Origin of the sequence: Pseudomonas sp. TH41 (assembly GCF_016650695.1) — a bacterium.
In the GTDB taxonomy this organism is placed as follows: domain Bacteria; phylum Pseudomonadota; class Gammaproteobacteria; order Pseudomonadales; family Pseudomonadaceae; genus Aquipseudomonas.
In genome coordinates this window covers 189,702-210,747 of sequence record NZ_JAEKFH010000009.1, presented here as the reverse complement: position 1 = coordinate 210,747, position 21,046 = coordinate 189,702, and the positions used below count along the sequence as shown (strand labels likewise).

Below are 21,046 nucleotides of genomic sequence, written 5' to 3'. Positions count from 1 at the left end.
AGCGGCGCCACGGTGTGAGGAGATGGATCGGTTATTCCTGGACGGCGCTCTCGACCTTGCTCGACGCCGACCAGATCCGGTAGCGCACTTCCACGTCCTTGGGCACGTAGAGCACGATCGGCAGTTTGCTGTTGTAACGCAGCATGAAGCCGTCACCGACGACCGGCACAAAGTCCTTTTTGCTCTTGTCATCGGGGCAGGCCATCAGCGTGCTCATCGGACCGATAACCTTTTCCAGTCGATAGAAGGGGTAGCCCCAACCCTCAAGGTTCTTCTCCTCAAGAATCCCGCCGAGGCGTTGATGGTTGCAGTCAACGTTCAGTGTCTTGCCTGCGAGGATTTCGACCTGGTAGCTGTCTTCCTGTGTTTGCGGGGTGAGGTGAATCACCTGGCGGGTAAAACCGCTTTCCGGTTTGGGGTATGGCGCTATTGTTTCGAGTTTCGCTGCATGAGCGAAGGTCGACAGCCCGGCAACAATCAGCCCAACGGTAGTGATATAGGTCAAAGAACCCATGACGCCTCCTTGCTTGTGTGTAGTGTCAGCGGATACTGAAAAGTATCGCCGCATTCTTGCTGCCGTCCGCCGCTAATGCAAATTGCAGCGTATTCCTCGATCTTTCTTGCAAATTGCATGAGGCCGTTCGCTGGAAGTTTCGCTAAATCGTTGATTTACCGATGAGCTGCACGGCGAAATTCGAGGCATGTTTTATGCTGTAGCTGGTCTTTAAGCTGACCGACGTTTTCAGAGTCAGTGTTGATCGTTGATTGGCAATCTCAAAATAAGGAGAGGGTCGCAATGTTTTTATCTGCCTTGGAACTTCGCAATATCATCGAAAGCAGTTTTCTGCCAAAACGCTGTTTATGCACGCTGTCTCCAGACCTGTCGATGACTGTAAAAGTGTATGCAAACGGTGAAACCGATCACCTTGACCTGATGGTGACCGGCATCAATGCCCAGCGGCTTAACAGTTGTCGGGAAATTCACGAACTGATCGCCGGGCTGCGTTCCGACATGCAACATCGAGCGAGCTTTCAGCTTTTGCACCTGGACAGGGCTGCTGCGCGCTAGTTCACGGTTTCGAGATCTACCGACACGCGCTTGGTCTGGAGAAAAGCCAGACCCAGCGCCAGTTCGACCACCACCGACAATAGTATGCCCGGCCCGGCATGGCCATTGAGCCATTCGCCGAAGCCCAGTACTGCCAGTCCCCAGCTACCAACAATGAAACCATTACTCAGCGCGTTGCGGATGACAGAAGGCGCCTCGTTTCGAACCCCATATAACATCAAGGCCAACGCTGCGAACAGTACGGCACTGCGCCGGGCGACCAGACCGGTCGCTGTCGAATACTCAATGCTGCCGATCGCCAACAACCAGTCGGGCATCAAACCCCAGACCAGGGCCAGCAGCAAACAAAGCGCGGCGGTAAACGTCGACAACGTACGAAACGATAACTGCATGGCTAATCCTTGCGGCAGTGAGGGAAGGCGCTAGAGCATAGCGCCAGATCCCTCTGAGGAATACCGCCAGGTGTGTTTCAGTCAGTTTTGAAGACTGCAGGCATCGGAGAGTTTTTTGTAGGTGATTTCTGAAGGCTTGCCCGAGGTATCGATGTACTTCATGTCAGCCTTCACCACTTTGCAGTCCAGGGTCGTGGGCTCGGTCAGTGAGACAACCTTGGCCACATGCAGCGGCATACCGTAGTGATAGGGCACGGCTTGAGAGGAGGTGGTGTCGGCGGCTTGGGCAAGACCGGTAAAACCAATGCAGGCGAAGGCGGCAGTAACCACTAATGTGCGGGTGTTCATAATCGATCTCCGGTGCGGACGGAAAGTCAGCCCGACGTCGTGGACGTCGAACCTGCCGCACTGGGCGTCAGAGGAGTCTGAGGGCGTGCGGTCCAGTAAAGTTTTGGACCGCAACGTTAAGTGATGGTTAACCCGGCTGAACGCCACCTGTCGCCTGGCCAGCCGTATCGGCCATTGATGTCACTGGTTAGTTTTTGGCATCCAACTGGTGGCGATACGGCAAATCCGGCCCCGTCTTGCTGCACGTCAACGCTGCCGCTTGCACCGCGAACTTCAGCATCCCGTCGATCTGCTCGCGGCCGAGCGATTGCACACCCTCCACCGAATCGAGCTGTTGCTCGGTCAGCCAGGTGATCAACGCCGCCTGGAAGGTATCGCCAGCGCCCACCGTGTCGGCAATCTTCACCGGGCTGGCCGGCACCGACCACGAACCGTGGCCTTTGCTGAACACCGTCGCCCCCTCGCCACCACGGGTCAAAAACACCAGCTGACAGCGATGCTGCAGCCAGCCTTCGATGACCTGCTGCGGCGCCTGTCCGGGATACAACAGGCTCAAATCCTCATCGCTGACTTTGATCAGATGGGCCAGCTCAATCAACGTCGCAATCCGCGAACGCCACAGTTCGATATTCGGTTCAGGATTGAGGCGCACGTTCGGGTCAAGGCTGATCAAACGCTTGCCGCTTTCCCGGCGCACCAACGCCAGCAAGGTGTCGGCAATCGGTTGCACCACCAGCGAAAACGAGCCGATATGCAAGCCGCGCACCTCGGGCCCCAGCGCCGGCAGATGCTCGGTTTGCAGCTGCCGATCTGCGCAACCTTCACCCCGGAAGCTGTAATGCGGTGAACCATTGGCGCCGACCGCGACCATCGCCAGGGTGGTGGGCGCGGCGAAATCCACCAGGTGGTCAGCACGCACACCTTCGTCCTGCAGCACTTGCAGCAAACGCCGGCCCAGGTAGTCGGTGGACAACCCGGCAAACAATGCCGAATCCACGCCCAATCGCCGCAAGCCCACCGCCACGTTGAACGGCGAACCGCCGGCAATGGCCTTGAAATTGACTTTTGAAGCCAGGCCGCTGGCATCGTTTTCACTGAAAAAATCGAACAGCGCTTCGCCACACACCAGATACATAATTGCTCGCTCTTTAAAGGGTTGCGACCCGTTGTTGATAGCGTTCATAGGCCTGCTGACAGGCGGCCACATTTTCTGCGATAGGCAGGGTTTCGCTGGCCAGATCGAGCTTTACGCAGCGCTCGCAAAGCTCCGCCAGACTGTCCTCGTGCCCGTTTGCCCAAGACTTGCACCATGCCGCCTGAATCGCTGCGCCGAGGGCCGCGGCTTCGCTTTGTTCAGTGCAGATCACGGGGGTGTTCATGATGTCCGCGACGATCTGCCGCCACGCCGGACTTTTCGAGCCGCCGCCGATCAGGCAGATGCGCACGCTTTGTAGGCCATTGCGGCGCAGCAGGTCCAGACCATACCGCAAACCGAAGGTCGTGCCTTCCACCACGGCGCGGCACAGGTTGGCCCGAGTCAGGTTGGTCATCGTCAACCCCAGCAGGCTGCCAGTGGCGTGGGGCAGGGCGGGGACGCGTTCACCGTTAAAAAACGGCAGCATGCACACGCCTTCGGCACCGATCGGCGCTTGCGCGACAAGGTCGTTGAAGGGCTCGATATCCAGCTTGAACAACTCGCGAATCACCCCGGTGGCATTGGTCAGGTTCATGGTGCAGATCAACGGCAACCAGCCACCGCTGGAGGAACAGAACGTGGCGACCGCGGCGTCCGGGCTGACCTTCGGTTGATCGGCATAGGCGTAAACCGTGCCCGAGGAGCCGAGACTCATGGTGATCGCGCCGGGCGTTATGTTGCCGGTGCCGATAGCGCCCATCATGTTGTCGCCCCCGCCGCTGGAGACCAGCGCGTTTGGGTTGATGCCAAGATGCTCCGCGATACTTGGAAGCATCGCGCCGACGGCTTGATGGGCATCGACCAGCTCCGGTAACGCGGCTTGCAGGCGGCCGGTGGGATCGATGTCGCGCAGCAATTGCAAATCCCACTGGCGAGTACGTACGTTGAAATAACCCGTGCCGGAGGCATCGCCATATTCGCTGCAACTGCGGCCGGTGAGCCAATAGTTGAGGTAATCATGGGGCAACAGGATGCGGGCGATCCGGGAAAACACCTCGGGATGCTGTTCTTTGGTCCAGAGTAGTTTGGACACCGTGTAGCCCGGTGCGATGACCACGCCGAGACGTTCAAGTGAGCCTTTTTCACCGCCCAGATGGGCGAGCAGCCGGTCGTTTTCCGGGGTGGATTCGGTGTCGCACCAGAGCTTGGCAGGGCGCAGGACCTGGCCTTGGTCGTCAAGCAGCACCAGGCCGTGTTGCTGGCCGGAGACGCCGATGCCAAGGATCTGCTGGCCGTCGACGTTGGCGGCGAGCAGGGCGCGGCGGGTGGCCAGAGCGAATGCTTCCAGCCACTGGTGAGGGTCTTGCTCGCGGCAGCCATTGGCGCCGCTGATAAGCGTGTGCGCGACGGCGCCCAGGCCGAGGACCTGACCGCTGTGCGCGTCGAGGATGATGGCTTTGGTGCCTTGGGTGCCGCAGTCGATGCCGAGGAAAAGTTGTTGGTTTGCCATGGAAGATCCTTGGTGTGTCAGGTCGATATCAGTGAGCCCAATCGCGAGCAAGCTCGCTCCCACATTTGACCGCGATCTAATGTGGGAGCGGGCTTGCTCGCGAAGACGGCATCACGCTCACCGCCGTGCTTAAGCCAGCACCCTCTCCAGCGTCCGCGTCACACCCACCTCGCGCAAGCTGTTGCAACACCACTCAAACGCCGCCACAAATTCGGGCGAACGCGGAATCGCCATCCCAAAAATCTCCTCGACCCCCAGCAACCGCTGTGTGATCAACGCATCATCCGCCACCAGCGCCTGACAAAACGCAGCCCGCGGGTCCGGGATGCTGTAGGTACCGCCATTCTCATCCACGCCCTTCAAATACAAGGCCCACGCCGCCACCACCAACGCCGCGCGCCGGGTTTCCCTGCCGTCGGCAATCAAGCGGTTGATGGTCGGCACCGTGAACTTCGGAAACTTCGATGAACCGTCCGAACACACCCGCTCCAGTTGATCGGCAATCGCCTGATTGGAGAAACGCTCCACCAGCGTGTTCTTGTAATCGGTCAGGTTGATTCCCGGAACGGCCGACAGCTGTGGCGTCACGTCCAGGTCCATGTAGGCGCGCATGTAACGCACAAACAGCGGGTCGTTCAGGGTCTCGTGAACGAAGCGGTAACCCTTCAAAAACCCCAGGTACGTCAGGGCCAGATGACTGCCGTTGAGCAGTTTGATCTTCATCTCTTCATAAGGCGTGACGTCGTCAGTGAACTGCACGCCAACCTTTTCCCAGGCCGGGCGACCGTTGACGAACTTGTCTTCCAGCACCCACTGCACAAATGGCTCGCAGACCACCGGCCAGGCATCGTCGACCGCATGTTTGTCGGCCAGTTGCAGGCGATGTTCAGTGCTGGTCATCGGCGTGATGCGGTCGACCATGGCGTTGGGAAAGCTGACATGGTTGGCGATCCAGTCGCGCAGTTCGGCATCGCGCAACGCAGCAAACGCCAGCAAGGCTTTGCGGGTGACGGCGCCGTTGTGCGGCAGGTTATCGCAGGACATCAAGGTGAAGGCGGGTGTGCCGGCCGCACGGCGTTTGGCCAATGCCGCGCAGAGAAACCCGAACACGGTTTTCGGCGTGTTCGGGTTGGCCAGGTCATGCTGAATCTGCGGCAGGTGCGCCATGAACTCGCCGTTGCTGTCGTCGATGCAGTAACCGCCTTCGGTGATGGTCAACGAAACGATGCGGATCTCGGGGCTGGCGAGCTTGTCGATCAGCGCTGTCGCGCTGTCTTCGGCCAGCAGCATGTCCCGAATGGCGCCGATGACCCGGACTTCGGTGTCGTCGGTATCGCCGAGTTCGAACAGGGTGTAGAGGTAATCCTGTTCTTTCAGATCGTCCCGGGCACGGCGGTCCTCCGCACGCAGGCCAACCCCGCAAATGGCCCAGTCCAGGCCTTCGCCTAAGTTCATCAACGCGTCGGTGTAATACGCCTGATGGGCGCGGTGGAAGCCGCCGACGCCGATGTGCGCGATGCCTTGGCGGGTGTCGCTCAGGGCGTAGGCGGGCAGGATGACTTGCGCAGAGAGGCGGTTGAGGTTCTGTTTATTGAGTTTCATCACATGCTCTCGACATCAGGCCGCGGCGCGCAGTGGACGGGTCAGCGCCACGCCATCGGCATCAAATAAATGGCAGTGTTCGGCGTCCAGGTGCAGGCTCAAGGTTTCGCCATATCGGCTGGCCAGATCACCGCGCACGCGCATGGTCAGCGCTTCGCCGGACGAGGTCAGCACATGGCAGAAGGTATCGCTGCCCAGACGTTCGCTGACATCGGCCGTGACTTGCAAGGTGCAGTCGCCGGGTTGTGCCAGCTCCAGATGTTCGGGACGAATGCCCAGCGTCACCGCACCGCCGACACTCAGGTTGGCGCCACTCAACGGCAACGTGATGCGGGTGCCGGCATCGAGTTGCACCTCGCAGCTTTGATGTTCTACGCGGGTGACTTTGCCCTTGAGGAAGCCCATTTTCGGCGTGCCGAGAAAGCCTGCGACAAACAGGTTGGCCGGTTGGTGATACAGGTCCAGGGGCGAACCGACCTGTTCGATTTTGCCGCCATTGAGCACCACGACTTTGTCGGCCATGGTCATGGCTTCAACCTGGTCGTGGGTCACGTAGATCATCGTGGCTTGCAGTTCTTTGTGCAGGCGCAGCAGCTCCAGACGCATCTGCACCCGCAGGGCGGCGTCGAGGTTGGACAAGGGTTCGTCGAACAGGAAGATTTTCGGGTTACGCACAATCGCCCGGCCGATGGCCACGCGTTGACGCTGGCCGCCGGAAAGTTGTTTGGGTTTGCGTTCCAGCATCGGCCCCAGTTCAAGGATGCGTGCCGCTTCGCCGACTTTCTTCTCGACTTCAGCTTTCGCTACGCCCGCCAGGTCGAGGGCAAACGACATGTTTTTGCGCACGCTCATGTGCGGATATAAGGCGTAGGTCTGGAACACCATCGCCAGGTCTCGCTTGGCGGGGCTGACCTCAGTGATGTCACGGCCATCGAGCTCAATCGTGCCGCCGCTGACTTCTTCAAGGCCGGCGATGAGACGCAGCAAGGTGGATTTACCGCAGCCCGACGGGCCGACAAAGACCACGAATTCCTTGTCGTTCACTTCCAGGTCGATGCCTTTGATGATGGAAAAGCCTTCGAAGTGTTTTTGCAGATTCTTGATTTTCAGGTTGGCCATGGTGATGGGCCTCCGTTTGTTTTATTCGTTAAACCGGACTGTTTTCTGTAGGAGCGAGCTTGCTCGCGAAAAACGTCCGGACAATGAGTTCTTCCAGGCAGCGCGCGTAATCGTTCACGTCCATCGCGAGCGAGCTCGCTCCTACAGGGACTGCGGTCATTTCACGGCGCCAAACGACAGGCCGCGGACCAATTGTTTCTGGCTGATCCAGCCGAAGATCAGGATCGGGGCGCAGGCCAGTGTCGACACGGCCGACAACTTGGCCCAGAACAGCCCTTCAGGGCTGGAATACGAAGCGATCAGTGCGGTCAGTGGCGCGGCTTTCGACGAGGTCAGGTTCAGTGACCAGAACGCCTCGTTCCAGCACAGGATCAGCGACAGCAACACCGTGGAGGCCAGGCCACCCTTGGCGATCGGCAGCAGCACCCGGACCATTTCCTGCCACAACGTTGCGCCGTCGAGGCGCGCGGCTTCGAGGATGTCTTTGGGGATGTCCTTGAAGTAGGTGTAAATCATCCACACCACGATCGGCAGGTTGATCAGCGTGTAAATCACGATCAGCGCGGTGCGCGTATCGAGCAGGCCGAAGCTCTTGGCCAGCAGGTAAATCGGCATCAGTACGCCCACCGGCGGCAGCATCTTGGTGGAGAGCATCCATAACAGCGTGCCCTTGGTGCGTTGGGTTTCGTAGAACGCCATGGAGTAAGCCGCCGGCACCGCGATCAGCAGGCACAGAGCCGTGGCGCTGAAGGAAATCACCACCGAGTTCCAGGCGAAGCTGAAGTAATCGCTGCGCTCGTTGATGTGCAGGTAGTTCTCTAGTGTCGGCATGAAGATGAACTGCGGCGGCGTGGCGAACGCGTCGATTTCGGTTTTGAAACTGGTCAGTACCATCCAGAAGATCGGGAAGAAGATCAGGATCGCGATGGCCCAGGCCAGGGTGCCCAGCAGCAGGCTTTGCAGACGACGGGATTGTTGAAGGGTCATGGCGTGGGCCTCAGGCTTTGTCTGTCAGGTTTTTGCCAATCATCCGCACCAGCACGATGGCGGCGATGTTGGCAATGACCACGGCGATCAAACCACCGGCGGACGCCATGCCGACGTCGAACTGCACCAGCGCCTGGTTGTAGATCAGGTAGGCGAGGTTGGTCGAGGCGTAGCCGGGACCGCCGTTGGTGGTGGTGAAGATCTCGGCAAATACCGACAGCAGGAAGATGGTTTCAATCATCACCACCACTGCAATCGGTCGCGCCAGGTGCGGCAGGGTCAGGTGCCAGAAAATCGCGATGGGGCCGGCGCCGTCGAGACGCGCGGCTTCTTTCTGTTCCTGGTCGAGGGACTGCATGGCGGTCATCAGTATCAGGATCGCGAAGGGCAGCCATTGCCAGGACACAATGATGATGATCGACAGCAGCGGGTAGTGGGCCAGCCAGTCCACCGGTTGCGCGCCGAACAGCTTCCAGACATAGGCGAGCATCCCGGAAACCGGGTGGAAGATCAGGTTCTTCCAGATCAGCGCACCGACGGTGGGCATGACGAAAAATGGCGAGATCAACATGACCCGGACGATACCGCGACCGAAAAACTCACTGGCCTCCAGCAACGCACTGATCAATACGCCGAACACCACGCTGATCAGCAACACGCTGCCCACCAGCAACAAGGTGTTGGTAGCACCGGGCAGAAAGCCCGAGTCGCTGAGGAAGTAGGTGAAATTCTCCAATCCGACGAATTCGTTTTCACCGGGGTAGAGCAGGTTGTAGCGAATCATCGAAAAGTAAAGGGTCATGCCCAGCGGTACGATCATCCACAGTAGCAACAACGCCACCGAGGGACTGACCAGAAACCAGCCGGGATTGGCCAGCCGGCTTTTGCGCACGGGTTGGGGGATGTCCATTTGAGCTTTGGCAGTTGAAATATTCATGGCGTTTAGAACCGTTTGGGTGCAGATACGAATAGCGCGAACCCTGTGGAGATCTCTGTGGGAGCGAGCTTGCTCGCGATAGCGGCCTGTCAGTCAATATCGATGTTGGATTTGACGGCCTCATCGCGAGCAAGCTCGCTCCCACAGGAGGCAGGAGCAAGTTTCAGCGGGTTACTTGGGGTAACCGGCGCGCTTCATCTCACGTTCGGTGGTTTGCTGGGCGGCGGTCAGGGCCTGGTCGACCGTGGTCTGGCCGATCAACGCTGCCGAGAACAGCTTGCCGACCTGGGTGCCCACGGCCTGAAACTCAGGAATGGTCACCAGTTGAATGCCGATATACGGCACGGGCTTGAGGGTCGGCTTGCTCGGGTCCGCCGCTTTCAGCGATTCCAGCGTGACCTTGGCGAACGGCGCCGCGTTCATGTAAGCCTCGCTGTAGGTCGAGGCTCGCGTGCCTGGGGGTACGTTGGCGATGCCGTCTTTTTCGGCAACCAATGCGCCGTATTCTTTCGATGTCGCCCAGGCACTGAAGGCTTTCGCCGCGTCCTTGGCCTTGGAACTGGTCGGGATCGCCAGCGCCCAGGAATAGAGCCAGGCCGAACCTTTGTCGGTGACTTGGTGCGGGGCGTAGGTAAAGCCGACGTGGTCGCTGACCTTGCTTTGGGTCTTGTCGGTGACGAAGGAGCCGGCGACGCTGGCATCGACCCAGATCGCGCACTTGCCACTGTTGAACAGCGCCAGGTTTTCGTTGAAACCGTTACTTGAGGCACCCGGCGGGCCGGATTTTTTCATGGTGTCGACGTAGAAGTTCAGCGCGTTTTTCCACTCGGGGCCGGTGAATTCCGGCTGCCACTTCTCATCGAACCAGCGTGCGCCATAGGCATTGGCAACGGTGGTAATCAACGCCATGTTCTCGCCCCAGCCGGCCTTGCCGCGCAGGCAAATGCCGTACTGTTCTTTATCTTTGTTGGTGAGTTTGCTGGCGAATTCGCCGATCTGCTCCCAGGTCGGGTGCTCGGGCATGGTCAGCCCGGCGTCTTTGAACAGATCAGTGCGGTAATAGGTGATGGAGCTTTCGGCGTAGAACGGCAGGGCATACAGCGACCCCTTGACCGAGAGGCCTTCGCGCACCGAAGGGAACACGTCGTCCAGGGCATACGAGGCCGGCAAGTCCTTCATCGGCTCCAGCCAACCCTTGGCCCCCCAGAGTGCGGCTTCGTACATGCCGATGGTCAGCACATCGAACTGCCCGCCTTGCGTTGCGATGTCAGTGGTCAGGCGTTGGCGCAAGACGTTTTCTTCCAGCACCACCCAATTCAGCTTGATGTCCGGGTGCTCGGCTTCGAAGGTTTTCGAAAGCCTTTGCATGCGGATCATGTCGCTGTTGTTGACAGTGGCGATGGTCAGCGTCTGCGCGCCGAGGCTGACGCTGCTAAGGGTCATGCAGGAGAGGGCAAGCAGAGCTTTTACAGAAGGTTGCATCGTGCACTCCTTTTCTGCACCCGGCGGGGTTACAGAAGGACAGTTATTGTTTTTGTGTCTTCCTGCGGAGGGAAGAATGTGCACTGATTACAGCCTTCAATTGAAGATGTGACAAATCATCCGTCACACTTCAATCGATACTATTTTGCACTAGGGTTTGGTGCTGGAAGTGCAGGGGACGGCATTTCAGTGCTTCACGGGCATTGAATGCGTATAGGTTTTAAGGGCGAAGATCAAAAGATCGCAGCCTGCGGCAGCTCCTACAGGGATGTGTTTGCGTTCGCGATACCCCTGTAGGAGCTGCCGCAGGCTGCGATCTTTTGATCTTGTCTTTACCCGATGTTTTGTTCGGTCAACCGCTGCACCGCCAACCGCCGGTAGTGAGAGGGCGTCATGCCTTTCAGTTGCTGAAAGCGGCGATTGAAGTTGGAAATATTGTTGAACCCCGACTCGAAGCACACATCGGTCACCGGTTTGTCGCCATCGGCCAGCAGCTCGCAGGATTTGCTGATGCGCAGGCGATTGACGAATTCGATAAAACAGCGCCCCGTGGCTTGTTTGAAGACGCGACTGAAATACGTCGGCTTCATGCCCAGGTGTTCGGCGACTTCTTCCAGCGGCAGTTCCCGGGCGTAATGCGCGAAGATGTAATCCACGGCCCGGTTAGTGCGATCGATATTGTGTTCGTCGGCCAATTGCGGGGTCGTCGCGCCGGAGAGCAACTGATAATCGTCAGCGGCTGCCAGCAACTCCAGCAGAATGAAAAAGTGCCCGAGCCGGGTCACGCCTTTGGTATCGGCAATGCGTTGCATCAGGCCCATCGCCTGCTGGATCGTGCGTTTGCAGCGAAATTCGATGCCGTACTGCGCACGCTCCAGCAAGGGCGCGAGCGTCTTGAGCTCGGCGAACACCAAATGGCCGCTGTCGAACAACTCGTCGGTGAAGTTGACCAGCATGTCGCGCTTGGGCACCACTTCGTTCTCGGCCACCTGACTGATCCAGTTGTGGGGCAGGTTGGGGCCGGTGAGGAACAGGGATTCGGGGTAGAAGTTGCCGATGTAATCGCCAATGAACACTTTGCCGGAGCTGGCGACGATCAAGTGCAGTTCGTATTCCTTGTGGAAATGCCAGCGCACCAAGGGGCAGGGGAACCCGTGCTGGCGATAGATGATGGACAACCCGTTGTGGTCGTCCATCAGTTCGTAGGAAGGATCGGTGACTCTGGCAGTTCGGGTCATGTCAGGCGTGCTTTTTTTGTTATCGCAGCCTGATCATGCCTCTTTCCGGACGTCAAATGCCAGTCTGCGAACCCCTACGTGCCTGCTCGCCGATGCAAGGCAACGCCTACACCGTCATTTGGCATACGCCTGGATCAGATTGGCAATCAGACAGTGGCGTACCACATTCGATGTTTCAAAAAAATCTGTATTGATAATGCTGCTGTTTGTCGCCCAGTCATTAAGCTCGGGATCAAACCACTGATCAATATACGCCCCGATGTTTACCGGACCTGTCGCAACTTGGTAGCTGGTCGCGGAAAGTGACCATGGTAAGGCCCTGCTCGGAGGGTGCTTCATGACGTGCGTTATATACGCGTTCAGCTCACTGATACTGGTCGTCGAAATTCCGCTCCATTTGTGCTCGATTTTTCGATGGAAATAGGTCAAGTCGAGCTGCGGATGATACTCGGCAGCCACTAGTAAGCGCCGGGCAGGGCTCAATCGCTTGAGCTCCTCCAGTGGGAGGAAAGTATTGGTATAGGGAATGATCCTGTCACCCAAGTGAGTCAATAACAGCCTGTTGAATTCTTTGTAATCGAAAGGCCTGTTGCCAGCATTCAATTGGTGAAAATCCAGCACGATAAACTCGTCGGGATTTTCCTGAAGAAACCGGATCACGCTGGTGATCAGGTTCTCCAGGGAGCGGGAGGAACGAAAGCCATTATGCTCAAACCAGAATGTACCGACACCATTACCCGCGATTTCATACCCTAGTCTCAAATCAAGGGCGCGCGCTCCTGAGTTCAGTTGATAATAAAAAGAGTTGTTTTGGCAGGCGATCCAGTTGCTCGCGCCGGGTGCGAAGTAAGAGGCTTTCTTGTCCACGCCGGCATTATGAGCGCCTGGTAGAACCAGTTGAGCAAGCGATAATGAATCGATAATAGGAATATCGCTCATCCAGCTATTAAGTGCGAAGCCTTGGGCTACAGAAGAGAAGTTGGCCGTGGTTGTATTGATAGCAATATTCATAGTGCATCCTTGCACAGTTAATCAGATTTAAACGGAGAGGGTTCTCACGTGGGGGAGTTTAATGATTAGGCGTCTTCACGATACTTGTTTTTCGCTTCAATCCATTGCGCCATGTATTGAGTGCTCTTATGTTGATGATGGCGCAGCATACTGCCGGTGAAGTTATCTCTTCTGATCGTCGACAGATGTTGGCGGCAAAGATCGAGCCGTGCGATCAATGCCGGGCCATGGATGTGTTGCTGATAACGACTCGTCAGAAGGTCCAACCCGAGGGCCTGGGCCTCGAGCCACTGTGTCTTGTCCTGATAGAGCTGCACGGCGCAATCGGCGAACGCCTGGGCCGTTCGGGTCACCGCTCCCGGCCATTGTTCTTCGCCGTGCATGCCTTCGGCGCCCATCGGCGTGGTGACGTTAGGTGTCCCACAGATCATCGCATCGAGGATTTTGCCTTTAATGCCTGCGCCGAATCGCAATGGCGCCAGACACACGCGTGTCGCCGACATGACCTGCAGCGCATCTTCGGCCCAGTTCATCACATGAAACCCCTGGGCTGCGTTGTGCAGCGCGGTGGCTTTTGGCGGGGTGTAAGCGCCGTAGATGTGCAACTGAGCGCCGGGTAATTGCTGACGGATCAGTGGCCAAATAACGGTCTTCAGCCAAAGCACCGCGTCCCAGTTGGGCGCATGACGGAAGTTGCCAATATGAAGAAAGTGCGCCCGATCCTCGAAGGTCGGCGCAGGCGTGACCGGCAGATCAACCATCAGCGGGCACCAAAACAGCAGGTTGCGTGGGACGTTAAACTGTTCGACCAGCAGCTCGATTTCCACTTCGGAGATCATCAGGTTCAAGTCGCAACGATAAATGGCAGCGATTTCCCGTTTGGCCATATCCGTATCGGCCATGAACTCAAACTCTTCGCGCAACGTCGGCGCGAACAAGTCGCTGAAGTCGTTGGCGTCGTCACTGGCCTTCAAACGTTCCTTGAGACGTTGTTGACGCGCATCTCGCAGGCTTTGCAAATCAGAACTCTCAAGCACGCGCACCGCGTCAGGACAGTGCTTTTCAACGCGCCAGCCGAACTGTTCTTCCATCATGAAGCGGTCGAACAGCACCATATCCGGGGCCAGTTCGCTGATGAAGGTGTCGAAACTGCTGTTGTTCAACTCGATAGCCACTTCGCGAATACCCAACGCCGCAAGATCCGCCCGGTGTTCGCCGGTGCCGGCCGGGCTGCTGAAGGTAATGTCCCAGCCTTGCTGCAAGAACGACTCGAGGATTTGCATCATGTGCCCACCCGCTGCAGAAGAGCGGGGCTCGGGCCAGACGTAACCGATGACCAGGACTTTGGTAGGGCGGGGCTGACTCATGCAGGGTGGTTCCTTGAAGCGGGCAGAGGGTGCGGGATAAAAACGGCGCGCAATTAAACCACAACCGATGGCGAACCTTCTGCTCACACTGCCCGAAACTAGGCGCTTGCGAGGATGCTGTTGACCTTGTCCCGCAACTGGTCAATGGAGAACGGCTTGCCGATGATGAACATGTCCGCCGGCACCTCGACGTTTTCGGCATAACCACTGGCGAACAGGATAGGCAACTCGGGTCGCAGCATACGCGCTTGCTTGGCCAGTTCACGGCCATCCATCACCGGCAAGCCGACGTCGGTCATCATCAGGTCGATGTACTGGTCTTCATCATTGAGAAACTCCAGCGCCTTTTCGCTGCTCTCGGCCTCGAGCAACTCGTACTCCAGTTCCTCCAGAACATCGATGATCAGCATCCGCACGATGTCGTCGTCTTCGACGACCAGGATGATGGATTTTTCGGCGGACATAATAGGCGTTCTCAAGGGTTGGATTCGCGGTGACCGGTCGATCGAAATAGCCGGGCTCTTGCATGAGTAAGTGGCGGAACCCGACAAGTTCCCACTGCGCTACAAAAAGAATAGCCATACAAGACTCGGCAAGGATAACCGCTCCTTTGCATCGCCGCGGCGGAATGTAGGGTTTTGCGCGAAAACGCTTCAGAAAATTGGAACATGGTGCCTTTTTTGGGGCAAACTCCTTGGTTTTCAACAGTTCGACAAGGCCTCCCCATGACCCCTCCGTCTTCCGTTGATGAGCAACGATTCCGCAAGCTGCTGAGCCGCAACATCAGCCTGCCATTGGGCATCGGTGTGCTCAGTGCGGTGTTCTTTGTTTCGCTGATCACTTATTTGCTGTCGGTGATCCAGTGGGTCGAGCACACGGACCGGGTGATCAATAACGCCAATGAAGCGGTGAAACTGACGGTTGATCTGGAAACCGGGATGCGCGGCTTTCTGCTCAGCAGTGACGAGCATTTTCTTGACCCCTACGAAACGGCCAAGCCGAAGATTGCTGTCGCCCTCAACACCCTGTTGGAGTTGACGGCCGACAATCCGGTTCAGACCGACCGTCTGCATAGGCTGGAGGCCATGCAAAAGGAGTGGGGGGATTACGCGCAGTCAATGATCGATTTGCAGCGCAGCGCCGGTGATTATCGCGGCGCGGTCAAGGCCGGGCGCGGCAAACGGCTGACGGATGATATTCGCAAACAGTACGAAGACCTGATCGACACGGAGCAGCAGTTGCGCACTACGCGTAACGAAGAAGTGCGCACCACCACGATCTGGAGTATCGGCCTTTATCTGTTGTTCATTGCTGGCATAAGCGGGTTGCTGGCCTACATCGGTCGTCGGGATTTACTCACCCTTTCCCAGAGTTACAGTGCCAACCTCGCCGCACAACAGGCCAGCGCTCATCGCCTGGAACAGCAGGCCTGGCTGCGCAACGGCCAGACGGAGCTGGCCGAACAAGTGTTGGGGCAACTGAGCCTGAACGTGCTGGGCCGCAATATCCTGCAGTTTTGTGCGCAATACCTCGGCACCGCCGTGGCAGCTATTTATGTACGTGAAGAGCATGGCGGCCTCAAGCGCATTGCCTCTTACGGTTTCTCCCGCGAAGAAGAAGAGCGCGAACAGCATATTTACAATGAAGAAGGCATTGCAGGGCAGGTGGCGCAAACGGCTCGTCTGATTCGCCTCGACTCGGTGCCGGAGAATTACTTTAAGGTCAGCTCCGGACTTGGCCAAGGCCTGCCGCGCAGCGTGCTGGTGGTGCCGACCAGCGATGACGAGCGCGTCAACGGCGTGATTGAGCTGGGGTTCCTGCGTCCGCTGAATGATCGCGACATCGAATTGCTCGAGCTGATTTCCGGCAACATCGGGACTTCCATCGAGGCCGCTCGCTATCGCCAGCGCTTGCAGGAAGTGCTGGCCGAAACTCAACAGCTCAACGAAGAGCTGCAAGTGCAGCAGGAAGAGTTGAAAACCGCCAACGAAGAACTGGAGGAACAATCGCGGATTCTCAAGGAGTCCCAGGCGCACCTGGAAACCCAGCAGGTCGAGCTGGAGCAGACCAATGAGCAGCTTGCCGAGCAGGCACAGATCCTGGCCGATCAGCGCGACGCCATGGACCTGAAAAACACCGAACTCAATCAGGCCCGGATCCAGCTCGAAGACCGCGCCGAAGAGTTGCAGCGTTCGAGCAAGTACAAGTCCGAATTCCTCGCCAACATGTCCCACGAGTTGCGCACGCCGCTGAACAGTTCGTTGATCCTGGCCAAGTTGCTGGCAGAAAACCCCCAGGAAAACCTCAGCCCTGAGCAGGTCAAGTTCGCCGAGTCGATCTATTCGGCCGGCAATGACTTGCTCAACTTGATCAACGACATCCTCGACATCTCCAAGGTCGAGGCCGGCAAGCTGGAGATACGCCCGGAGAACACCAGCGTCTCCCGTCTGGTAGACGGCTTGCGTGGAATGTTCGAGCCATTGGCGGCGGACAAGAAACTGGGCTTCCACGTCGAATTGCAGCCAGGCGCGCCGCTGATGATGTTCACCGACCGCCAGCGTCTGGAGCAGGTCATCAAGAACCTGCTGTCGAACGCGGTGAAGTTCACCGAAAAGGGCTCCGTCAGCCTGACGGTTGCCAGTCAACCCAATGAAGGCATCGCCTTTATGGTCCGCGATTCCGGGATCGGTATTGCAGAGGATCAGCAGGACAGTATTTTTGAAGCGTTCCGCCAGGCCGATGGCACCACCAATCGCCGGTACGGCGGCACGGGCCTGGGTTTGTCGATTTCTCGTGACCTGGCCGCATTGCTGGGCGGTTCTATCAGCGTCACCAGCGAACCTGGGCAGGGCAGTGTGTTCACCCTGGTCTTGCCGCAGCAATACGTTGAGCCGGGCGAATACCCTGTCGAGCTGATGAAAGCCTCGCCGGTTGCCGTGGCGCCGAGAGTGGCACCCGCCGCCCCGGTGCCGCTGATCGCCGAGGTCGCTATCCCGCGTTTTGATGATGACCGTACGAAGGCACCGTTCACCACGCGGTGCATCCTGGTAGTGGAAGATGAGGCGAACTTTGCGCACATCCTCTACGATCTCGCCCATGAACTGGGTTATCAGTGCCTGGTGGCGCACGGCGCGGACGAAGGCTACGACCTGGCCAAGGAGTTCCTCCCGGATGCCATTCTTCTGGACATGCGTCTGCCGGATCATTCCGGGCTGACCGTGTTGCAACGCCTGAAGGAACACGCTGAAACCCGGCACATTCCGGTGCACATCATCTCCGTCGAAGATCGAGTCGAAGCGGCCATGCACATGGGCGCCATCGGTTACGCGGTCAAGCCGACCACCCGCGAAGAACTCAAGGATGTATTTGCCCGTCTCGAAGCCAAGCTGACCCAGAAGGTCAAACGCGTCCTGCTGGTCGAAGACGACGTTGTGCAGCGCGACAGCATTGCCCGGTTGATTGGTGACGATGACATCGAAATCACCGCGGTAGGTTTCGCTCAGGAGGCCCTGGACCTGCTGCGCACTACGATTTTCGACTGCATGATCATCGACCTGAAGCTGCCGGACATGCTCGGCAACGACCTGCTCAAGCGCATGTCCACCGAGGATATCTGCTCGTTCCCGCCAGTGATCGTCTACACCGGGCGTAACCTGACCCGGGATGAAGAGAACGAACTGCGCAAGTATTCCCGTTCGATCATCATCAAGGGCGCGCGCTCACCCGAGCGTTTGCTGGACGAGGTGACACTCTTTCTGCACAAAGTCGAATCCAGGTTGTCCCATGAACGGCAGAGGATGCTCAAGACTGCGCGCAGCCGCGACAAGGTCTTTGAGGGTCGCAAAGTGCTGCTGGTGGACGACGATGTACGCAATATCTTCGCCCTCACCAGTGCGCTGGAGCAAAAAGGCGCAGTCGTGGTCATCGGCCGGAACGGTCGTGAAGCGATTGAAAAATTGAATGAAGTTGAGGACATCGATCTGGTGTTGATGGACGTGATGATGCCTGAGATGGATGGTTTCGAAGCCACCATCGAGATCCGTAAGGACCCGCGCTGGCGCAAACTGCCAATCATTGCGGTGACCGCCAAGGCCATGAAAGACGATCAGGAGCGCTGCCTGCAGGCTGGCTCCAACGATTACCTGGCCAAGCCCATTGACCTGGATCGCTTGTTCTCGCTGATTCGTGTGTGGTTACCGAAGATGGAACGTATCTAGTGGAGCGAAATACCGAAATCGAATTGCGCTTGTTGATCGAGGCGATCTATCTCAAGTACAGCTATGACTTTCGCGATTACTCCGGCGCTTCGATCAAGCGCCGGGTCGGCCACGCGTTGAGCCAGTTCGAGTGCTCGACCATTTCGGCGCTGCAGGAAAAGGTCCTGCACGATCCCACCGCGTTCATGCAGTTACTGCAGTTGCTGACGATCCCCGTCAGCGAGATGTTCCGCGACCCTTCGCACTTTCTGGCGATCCGTCAGGAAGTGGTCCCGCTGCTCAAGACCTATCCGTCGATCAAGGTATGGATCGCCGGTTGCAGCACCGGTGAAGAGGTCTACTCGATGGCGATCTTGCTGCGCGAAGAGGGCTTGCTGGATCGCACCATTATCTACGCCACCGACATCAATCCGCGTTCGCTGGAAAAGGCCAAGCAAGGAATTTTCTCGATGGAGAATGTCCGCGCCTACACTTCTAATTACCAGCAGGCAGGTGGCCAGTGTTCGTTCGCTGACTACTACACGGCAGCGTACGGGTACGCGATTTTCGACAAGACGTTGTGTGAGAACGTGACGTTCGCCGATCACAGCCTGGCAACCGACAGTGTCTTTTCAGAAACTCAGTTAATTTCGTGTCGTAACGTTTTGATTTATTTCAATAAAAATCTTCAAGATCGTGCGCTTGGCTTGTTCCACGAGTCCCTGTGTCATCGGGGTTTCCTGGTGCTGGGCAGCAAGGAAACCCTGGATTTTTCGGCCTTTGGCAAGCAGTTCGAGCCCTTGGTCAAACACGAACGGATCTACCGCAAATTATGAGCAGTGCAGCGGGCTTGCCTTCCATAGAGGCTATCGTGATCGGCGCTTCTGCCGGCGGTGTGGAGGCATTGCTGAATATCCTCGGCCCACTGCGAGCAGGGTTTGTCCTGCCGATCATTGTGGTGTTGCACTTGCCGGATGAGCGTTGCAGCCAATTGGCTGAAGTGTTCGCGCGGCGAGTTTCGCTGCCCGTCCTCGAAGCCCGCGACAAGACGCGGGTCGAGGCCGGAACGCTCTATTTCGCGGGACCGGGCTATCACCTGTCGGTGGAGCAAGACCGCAGTTTTTCCTTGAGCCTGGAACCCCGCGTGCACCATTCGCGACCCGCCATCGATTACCTGTTCGAATCGGCTGCCGACGCCTACGGTGCCGCGCTGGCCGCGGTGCTGTTAACCGGTGCCAATCGCGATGGTGCGCGAGGCCTGGCTCAGGTCAAACTTCGCGGTGGCCTGACCATCGTGCAGGACCCGAACGAGGCCCAGGTCGCGACGATGCCCCAGGCTGCGCTTGCCATACACCAGCCAGACTACATTCTCCCTATACGCGGCATCGGCCGTCTGCTTGTCGAGCTGGAACAAATCGCATGCTAAGTCATATCCAAGCCAAACTGCTGATCGTGGACGATCTGCCGGAGAACCTGTTGGCGCTCGAAGCGCTGATCAAGCGTGAAGACCGTGTGGTCTACAAAGCGCTGTCCGCCGACGAAGCCCTGTCGTTATTGCTGCAACACGAATTCGCGATGGCCATTCTCGACGTGCAGATGCCCGGTATGAATGGCTTTGAGCTGGCCGAGTTGATGCGCGGCACGGAAAAGACCAAAAACATCCCGATCGTCTTTGTCAGCGCGGCGGGCCGTGAACTGAACTACGCGTTCAAGGGCTACGAAAGCGGCGCCGTGGACTTCCTCTATAAGCCGTTGGATATCCACGCGGTCAAGAGCAAGGTCAACGTATTCGTCGATCTGTATCGCCAGCGCAAGGAAATGAAGCTGCAGGTCGAAGCGCTGGAGCAGAGTCGCCGGGAGCAGGAAGCCCTGCTCAAACAGTTGCAGAGCACCCAGCAGGAGCTGGAGCAAGCAGTGCGCATGCGCGATGACTTCATGTCCATCGTTGCCCACGAAGTCCGCACGCCGCTCAATGGCCTGATTCTCGAAACCCAGCTGCGCAAGATGCACCTGGCCCGGGATAACGCCGCGGCGTTCACCCTGGACAAGATGCACGCGATGGTCGACCGTGATGAACGGCAGATCAAAAGCCTGATTCGCTTGATTGAAGACATGCTCGATGTGTCGCGCATTCGTACCGGCAAGCTGTCGATTCGACCGAAGCGCTTCGATCTCTCGGCACTGGTTCGCGGCCTGTTGCAGAATTTTTTGCCGCAGATTGACGCCGCCGAGTCTTCGATCACCCTGGACGCCGGGCAGCCGGTGGTGGGTAGCTGGGACGAATTTCGCATTGAACAGGTGATCTCCAACCTGCTGACCAACGCGTTGCGTTACGGCGCCAAGAGTCCGATCACCGTTAAGGTGTACAGTGAGAACGGTCAGGCACGGGTGGAAGTGCGCGATCTTGGGATCGGCATTGGTGAGGAGAACCAGAAGCGTATCTTCCAGCAATTCGAGCGCGTTACGGCCAAACATGCCGTCGCCGGGTTGGGCCTGGGATTGTTTATTTCCGAACAGATTGTGGCCGCGCATGGCGGCTCCATTACCGTCGAAAGCCGGATTGGCGAAGGCGCCTTGTTTCGCGTTTGTCTGCCGCTGTAGGAAAACAGCCAGATACACGCAACCTCTGGTCGACCTCACGGTCGTATCAGCA

At 57.8% G+C, this 21,046-nt stretch carries 19 protein-coding genes; 5 read left to right on the top strand and 14 right to left on the bottom strand.

Annotated features, from left to right (window positions below; all coding sequences use genetic code 11):
- Positions 1 to 31: 31 nt before the first annotated feature.
- The gene (gene eco / locus JFU37_RS30190; protein WP_201120855.1) at positions 32 to 514 is read right to left on the bottom strand and encodes a serine protease inhibitor ecotin; all 483 of its coding nucleotides are present in this window, start codon (positions 512 to 514) and stop codon (positions 32 to 34) included.
- A 282-nt stretch (positions 515 to 796) separates the two neighbouring features.
- Between eco and JFU37_RS30185 the strand changes: the two genes are divergently transcribed.
- Positions 797 to 1,069: a DUF1652 domain-containing protein gene (locus JFU37_RS30185; protein ID WP_201120848.1), complete on the top strand. Its 273-nt coding sequence runs from the start codon at positions 797 to 799 to the stop codon at positions 1,067 to 1,069.
- On the opposite strand, the gene JFU37_RS30180 is transcribed toward JFU37_RS30185, so the two are convergent.
- The 13 genes from JFU37_RS30180 to JFU37_RS30120 all read right to left on the bottom strand — a co-directional run bounded on the left by JFU37_RS30180 (position 1,066) and on the right by JFU37_RS30120 (position 14,661).
- On the bottom strand, positions 1,066 to 1,461 hold the full coding sequence (locus JFU37_RS30180; protein WP_201120846.1) for a hypothetical protein: 396 nt from the start codon (positions 1,459 to 1,461) through the stop codon (positions 1,066 to 1,068). The genes JFU37_RS30185 and JFU37_RS30180 overlap by 4 nt on opposite strands.
- Positions 1,462 to 1,542: 81 nt before the next feature.
- Positions 1,543 to 1,809 carry a DUF2790 domain-containing protein gene (locus JFU37_RS30175; RefSeq protein WP_201120845.1) on the bottom strand — a complete coding sequence of 89 codons (267 nt, stop codon included), beginning with the start codon at positions 1,807 to 1,809 and terminating at the stop codon, positions 1,543 to 1,545.
- Positions 1,810 to 1,996: 187 nt separating this feature from the next.
- Positions 1,997 to 2,944 (bottom strand): carbohydrate kinase family protein, encoded by a 948-nt coding sequence (locus tag JFU37_RS30170; RefSeq protein ID WP_201120844.1) that lies wholly within the window; start codon positions 2,942 to 2,944, stop codon positions 1,997 to 1,999.
- A gap of 13 nt (positions 2,945 to 2,957) precedes the next feature.
- A complete protein-coding gene (gene xylB, locus JFU37_RS30165; RefSeq protein ID WP_201120841.1) occupies positions 2,958 to 4,454 on the bottom strand; it encodes a xylulokinase in 1,497 nt (498 codons plus the stop codon).
- Between the two features lie 129 nt (positions 4,455 to 4,583).
- On the bottom strand, positions 4,584 to 6,056 hold the full coding sequence (locus JFU37_RS30160) for a mannitol dehydrogenase family protein (protein WP_201120839.1): 1,473 nt from the start codon (positions 6,054 to 6,056) through the stop codon (positions 4,584 to 4,586).
- Between the two features lie 15 nt (positions 6,057 to 6,071).
- Positions 6,072 to 7,175: an ABC transporter ATP-binding protein gene (locus JFU37_RS30155; RefSeq protein WP_201120837.1), complete on the bottom strand. Its 1,104-nt coding sequence runs from the start codon at positions 7,173 to 7,175 to the stop codon at positions 6,072 to 6,074.
- Between the two features lie 156 nt (positions 7,176 to 7,331).
- Complete coding sequence (locus JFU37_RS30150) at positions 7,332 to 8,162, bottom strand: carbohydrate ABC transporter permease (RefSeq protein WP_201120835.1); 831 nt, start codon at positions 8,160 to 8,162, stop codon at positions 7,332 to 7,334.
- 10 nt (positions 8,163 to 8,172) lie between these two features.
- Complete coding sequence (locus tag JFU37_RS30145; RefSeq protein ID WP_242485876.1) at positions 8,173 to 9,072, bottom strand: carbohydrate ABC transporter permease; 900 nt, start codon at positions 9,070 to 9,072, stop codon at positions 8,173 to 8,175.
- Between the two features lie 198 nt (positions 9,073 to 9,270).
- Positions 9,271 to 10,581: an ABC transporter substrate-binding protein gene (locus JFU37_RS30140; protein ID WP_201120832.1), complete on the bottom strand. Its 1,311-nt coding sequence runs from the start codon at positions 10,579 to 10,581 to the stop codon at positions 9,271 to 9,273.
- Between the two features lie 332 nt (positions 10,582 to 10,913).
- Positions 10,914 to 11,819, bottom strand: a complete 906-nt coding sequence (locus tag JFU37_RS30135) for an AraC family transcriptional regulator (protein WP_201120830.1) — start codon at positions 11,817 to 11,819, stop codon at positions 10,914 to 10,916.
- 114 nt (positions 11,820 to 11,933) lie between these two features.
- Positions 11,934 to 12,830 carry a phospholipase gene (locus tag JFU37_RS30130; RefSeq protein ID WP_201120828.1) on the bottom strand — a complete coding sequence of 299 codons (897 nt, stop codon included), beginning with the start codon at positions 12,828 to 12,830 and terminating at the stop codon, positions 11,934 to 11,936.
- Between the two features lie 65 nt (positions 12,831 to 12,895).
- Entirely contained in the window at positions 12,896 to 14,197 is a 1,302-nt protein-coding gene (locus tag JFU37_RS30125) for a glycosyltransferase (protein WP_201120826.1), read from the bottom strand.
- A 98-nt stretch (positions 14,198 to 14,295) separates the two neighbouring features.
- Entirely contained in the window at positions 14,296 to 14,661 is a 366-nt protein-coding gene (locus JFU37_RS30120; protein ID WP_201120825.1) for a response regulator, read from the bottom strand.
- 261 nt (positions 14,662 to 14,922) lie between these two features.
- Between JFU37_RS30120 and JFU37_RS30115 the strand changes: the two genes are divergently transcribed.
- From JFU37_RS30115 to JFU37_RS30100, 4 genes are read left to right on the top strand one after another with little or no spacing between them, the layout of a single operon-like run.
- Positions 14,923 to 18,414, top strand: a complete 3,492-nt coding sequence (locus tag JFU37_RS30115) for a response regulator (protein ID WP_201120821.1) — start codon at positions 14,923 to 14,925, stop codon at positions 18,412 to 18,414.
- A complete protein-coding gene (locus tag JFU37_RS30110; RefSeq protein ID WP_201120818.1) occupies positions 18,414 to 19,229 on the top strand; it encodes a CheR family methyltransferase in 816 nt (271 codons plus the stop codon). Before JFU37_RS30115 ends, JFU37_RS30110 begins: the two co-directional genes overlap by 1 nt.
- Positions 19,226 to 19,819, top strand: coding sequence for a chemotaxis protein CheB (locus tag JFU37_RS30105; protein ID WP_201120816.1), 594 nt, complete (start codon positions 19,226 to 19,228; stop codon positions 19,817 to 19,819). Before JFU37_RS30110 ends, JFU37_RS30105 begins: the two co-directional genes overlap by 4 nt.
- On the top strand, positions 19,813 to 20,994 hold the full coding sequence (locus JFU37_RS30100; protein ID WP_201120814.1) for a hybrid sensor histidine kinase/response regulator: 1,182 nt from the start codon (positions 19,813 to 19,815) through the stop codon (positions 20,992 to 20,994). The genes JFU37_RS30105 and JFU37_RS30100 overlap by 7 nt, the downstream gene beginning before the upstream one ends.
- Positions 20,995 to 21,046 lie beyond the last annotated feature (52 nt).

Coding starts and splice junctions, on each gene's coding strand:
- eco (WP_201120855.1), bottom strand. CDS start 514: ATGGGTTCTTTGACCTATATCACTACCGTTGGGCTGATTGTTGCCGGG.
- JFU37_RS30185 (WP_201120848.1), top strand. CDS start 797: ATGTTTTTATCTGCCTTGGAACTTCGCAATATCATCGAAAGCAGTTTT.
- JFU37_RS30180 (WP_201120846.1), bottom strand. CDS start 1,461: ATGCAGTTATCGTTTCGTACGTTGTCGACGTTTACCGCCGCGCTTTGT.
- JFU37_RS30175 (WP_201120845.1), bottom strand. CDS start 1,809: ATGAACACCCGCACATTAGTGGTTACTGCCGCCTTCGCCTGCATTGGT.
- JFU37_RS30170 (WP_201120844.1), bottom strand. CDS start 2,944: ATGTATCTGGTGTGTGGCGAAGCGCTGTTCGATTTTTTCAGTGAAAAC.
- xylB (WP_201120841.1), bottom strand. CDS start 4,454: ATGGCAAACCAACAACTTTTCCTCGGCATCGACTGCGGCACCCAAGGC.
- JFU37_RS30160 (WP_201120839.1), bottom strand. CDS start 6,056: ATGAAACTCAATAAACAGAACCTCAACCGCCTCTCTGCGCAAGTCATC.
- JFU37_RS30155 (WP_201120837.1), bottom strand. CDS start 7,175: ATGGCCAACCTGAAAATCAAGAATCTGCAAAAACACTTCGAAGGCTTT.
- JFU37_RS30150 (WP_201120835.1), bottom strand. CDS start 8,162: ATGACCCTTCAACAATCCCGTCGTCTGCAAAGCCTGCTGCTGGGCACC.
- JFU37_RS30145 (WP_242485876.1), bottom strand. CDS start 9,072: ATGGACATCCCCCAACCCGTGCGCAAAAGCCGGCTGGCCAATCCCGGC.
- JFU37_RS30140 (WP_201120832.1), bottom strand. CDS start 10,581: ATGCAACCTTCTGTAAAAGCTCTGCTTGCCCTCTCCTGCATGACCCTT.
- JFU37_RS30135 (WP_201120830.1), bottom strand. CDS start 11,819: ATGACCCGAACTGCCAGAGTCACCGATCCTTCCTACGAACTGATGGAC.
- JFU37_RS30130 (WP_201120828.1), bottom strand. CDS start 12,830: ATGAATATTGCTATCAATACAACCACGGCCAACTTCTCTTCTGTAGCC.
- JFU37_RS30125 (WP_201120826.1), bottom strand. CDS start 14,197: ATGAGTCAGCCCCGCCCTACCAAAGTCCTGGTCATCGGTTACGTCTGG.
- JFU37_RS30120 (WP_201120825.1), bottom strand. CDS start 14,661: ATGTCCGCCGAAAAATCCATCATCCTGGTCGTCGAAGACGACGACATC.
- JFU37_RS30115 (WP_201120821.1), top strand. CDS start 14,923: ATGACCCCTCCGTCTTCCGTTGATGAGCAACGATTCCGCAAGCTGCTG.
- JFU37_RS30105 (WP_201120816.1), top strand. CDS start 19,226: ATGAGCAGTGCAGCGGGCTTGCCTTCCATAGAGGCTATCGTGATCGGC.
- JFU37_RS30100 (WP_201120814.1), top strand. CDS start 19,813: ATGCTAAGTCATATCCAAGCCAAACTGCTGATCGTGGACGATCTGCCG.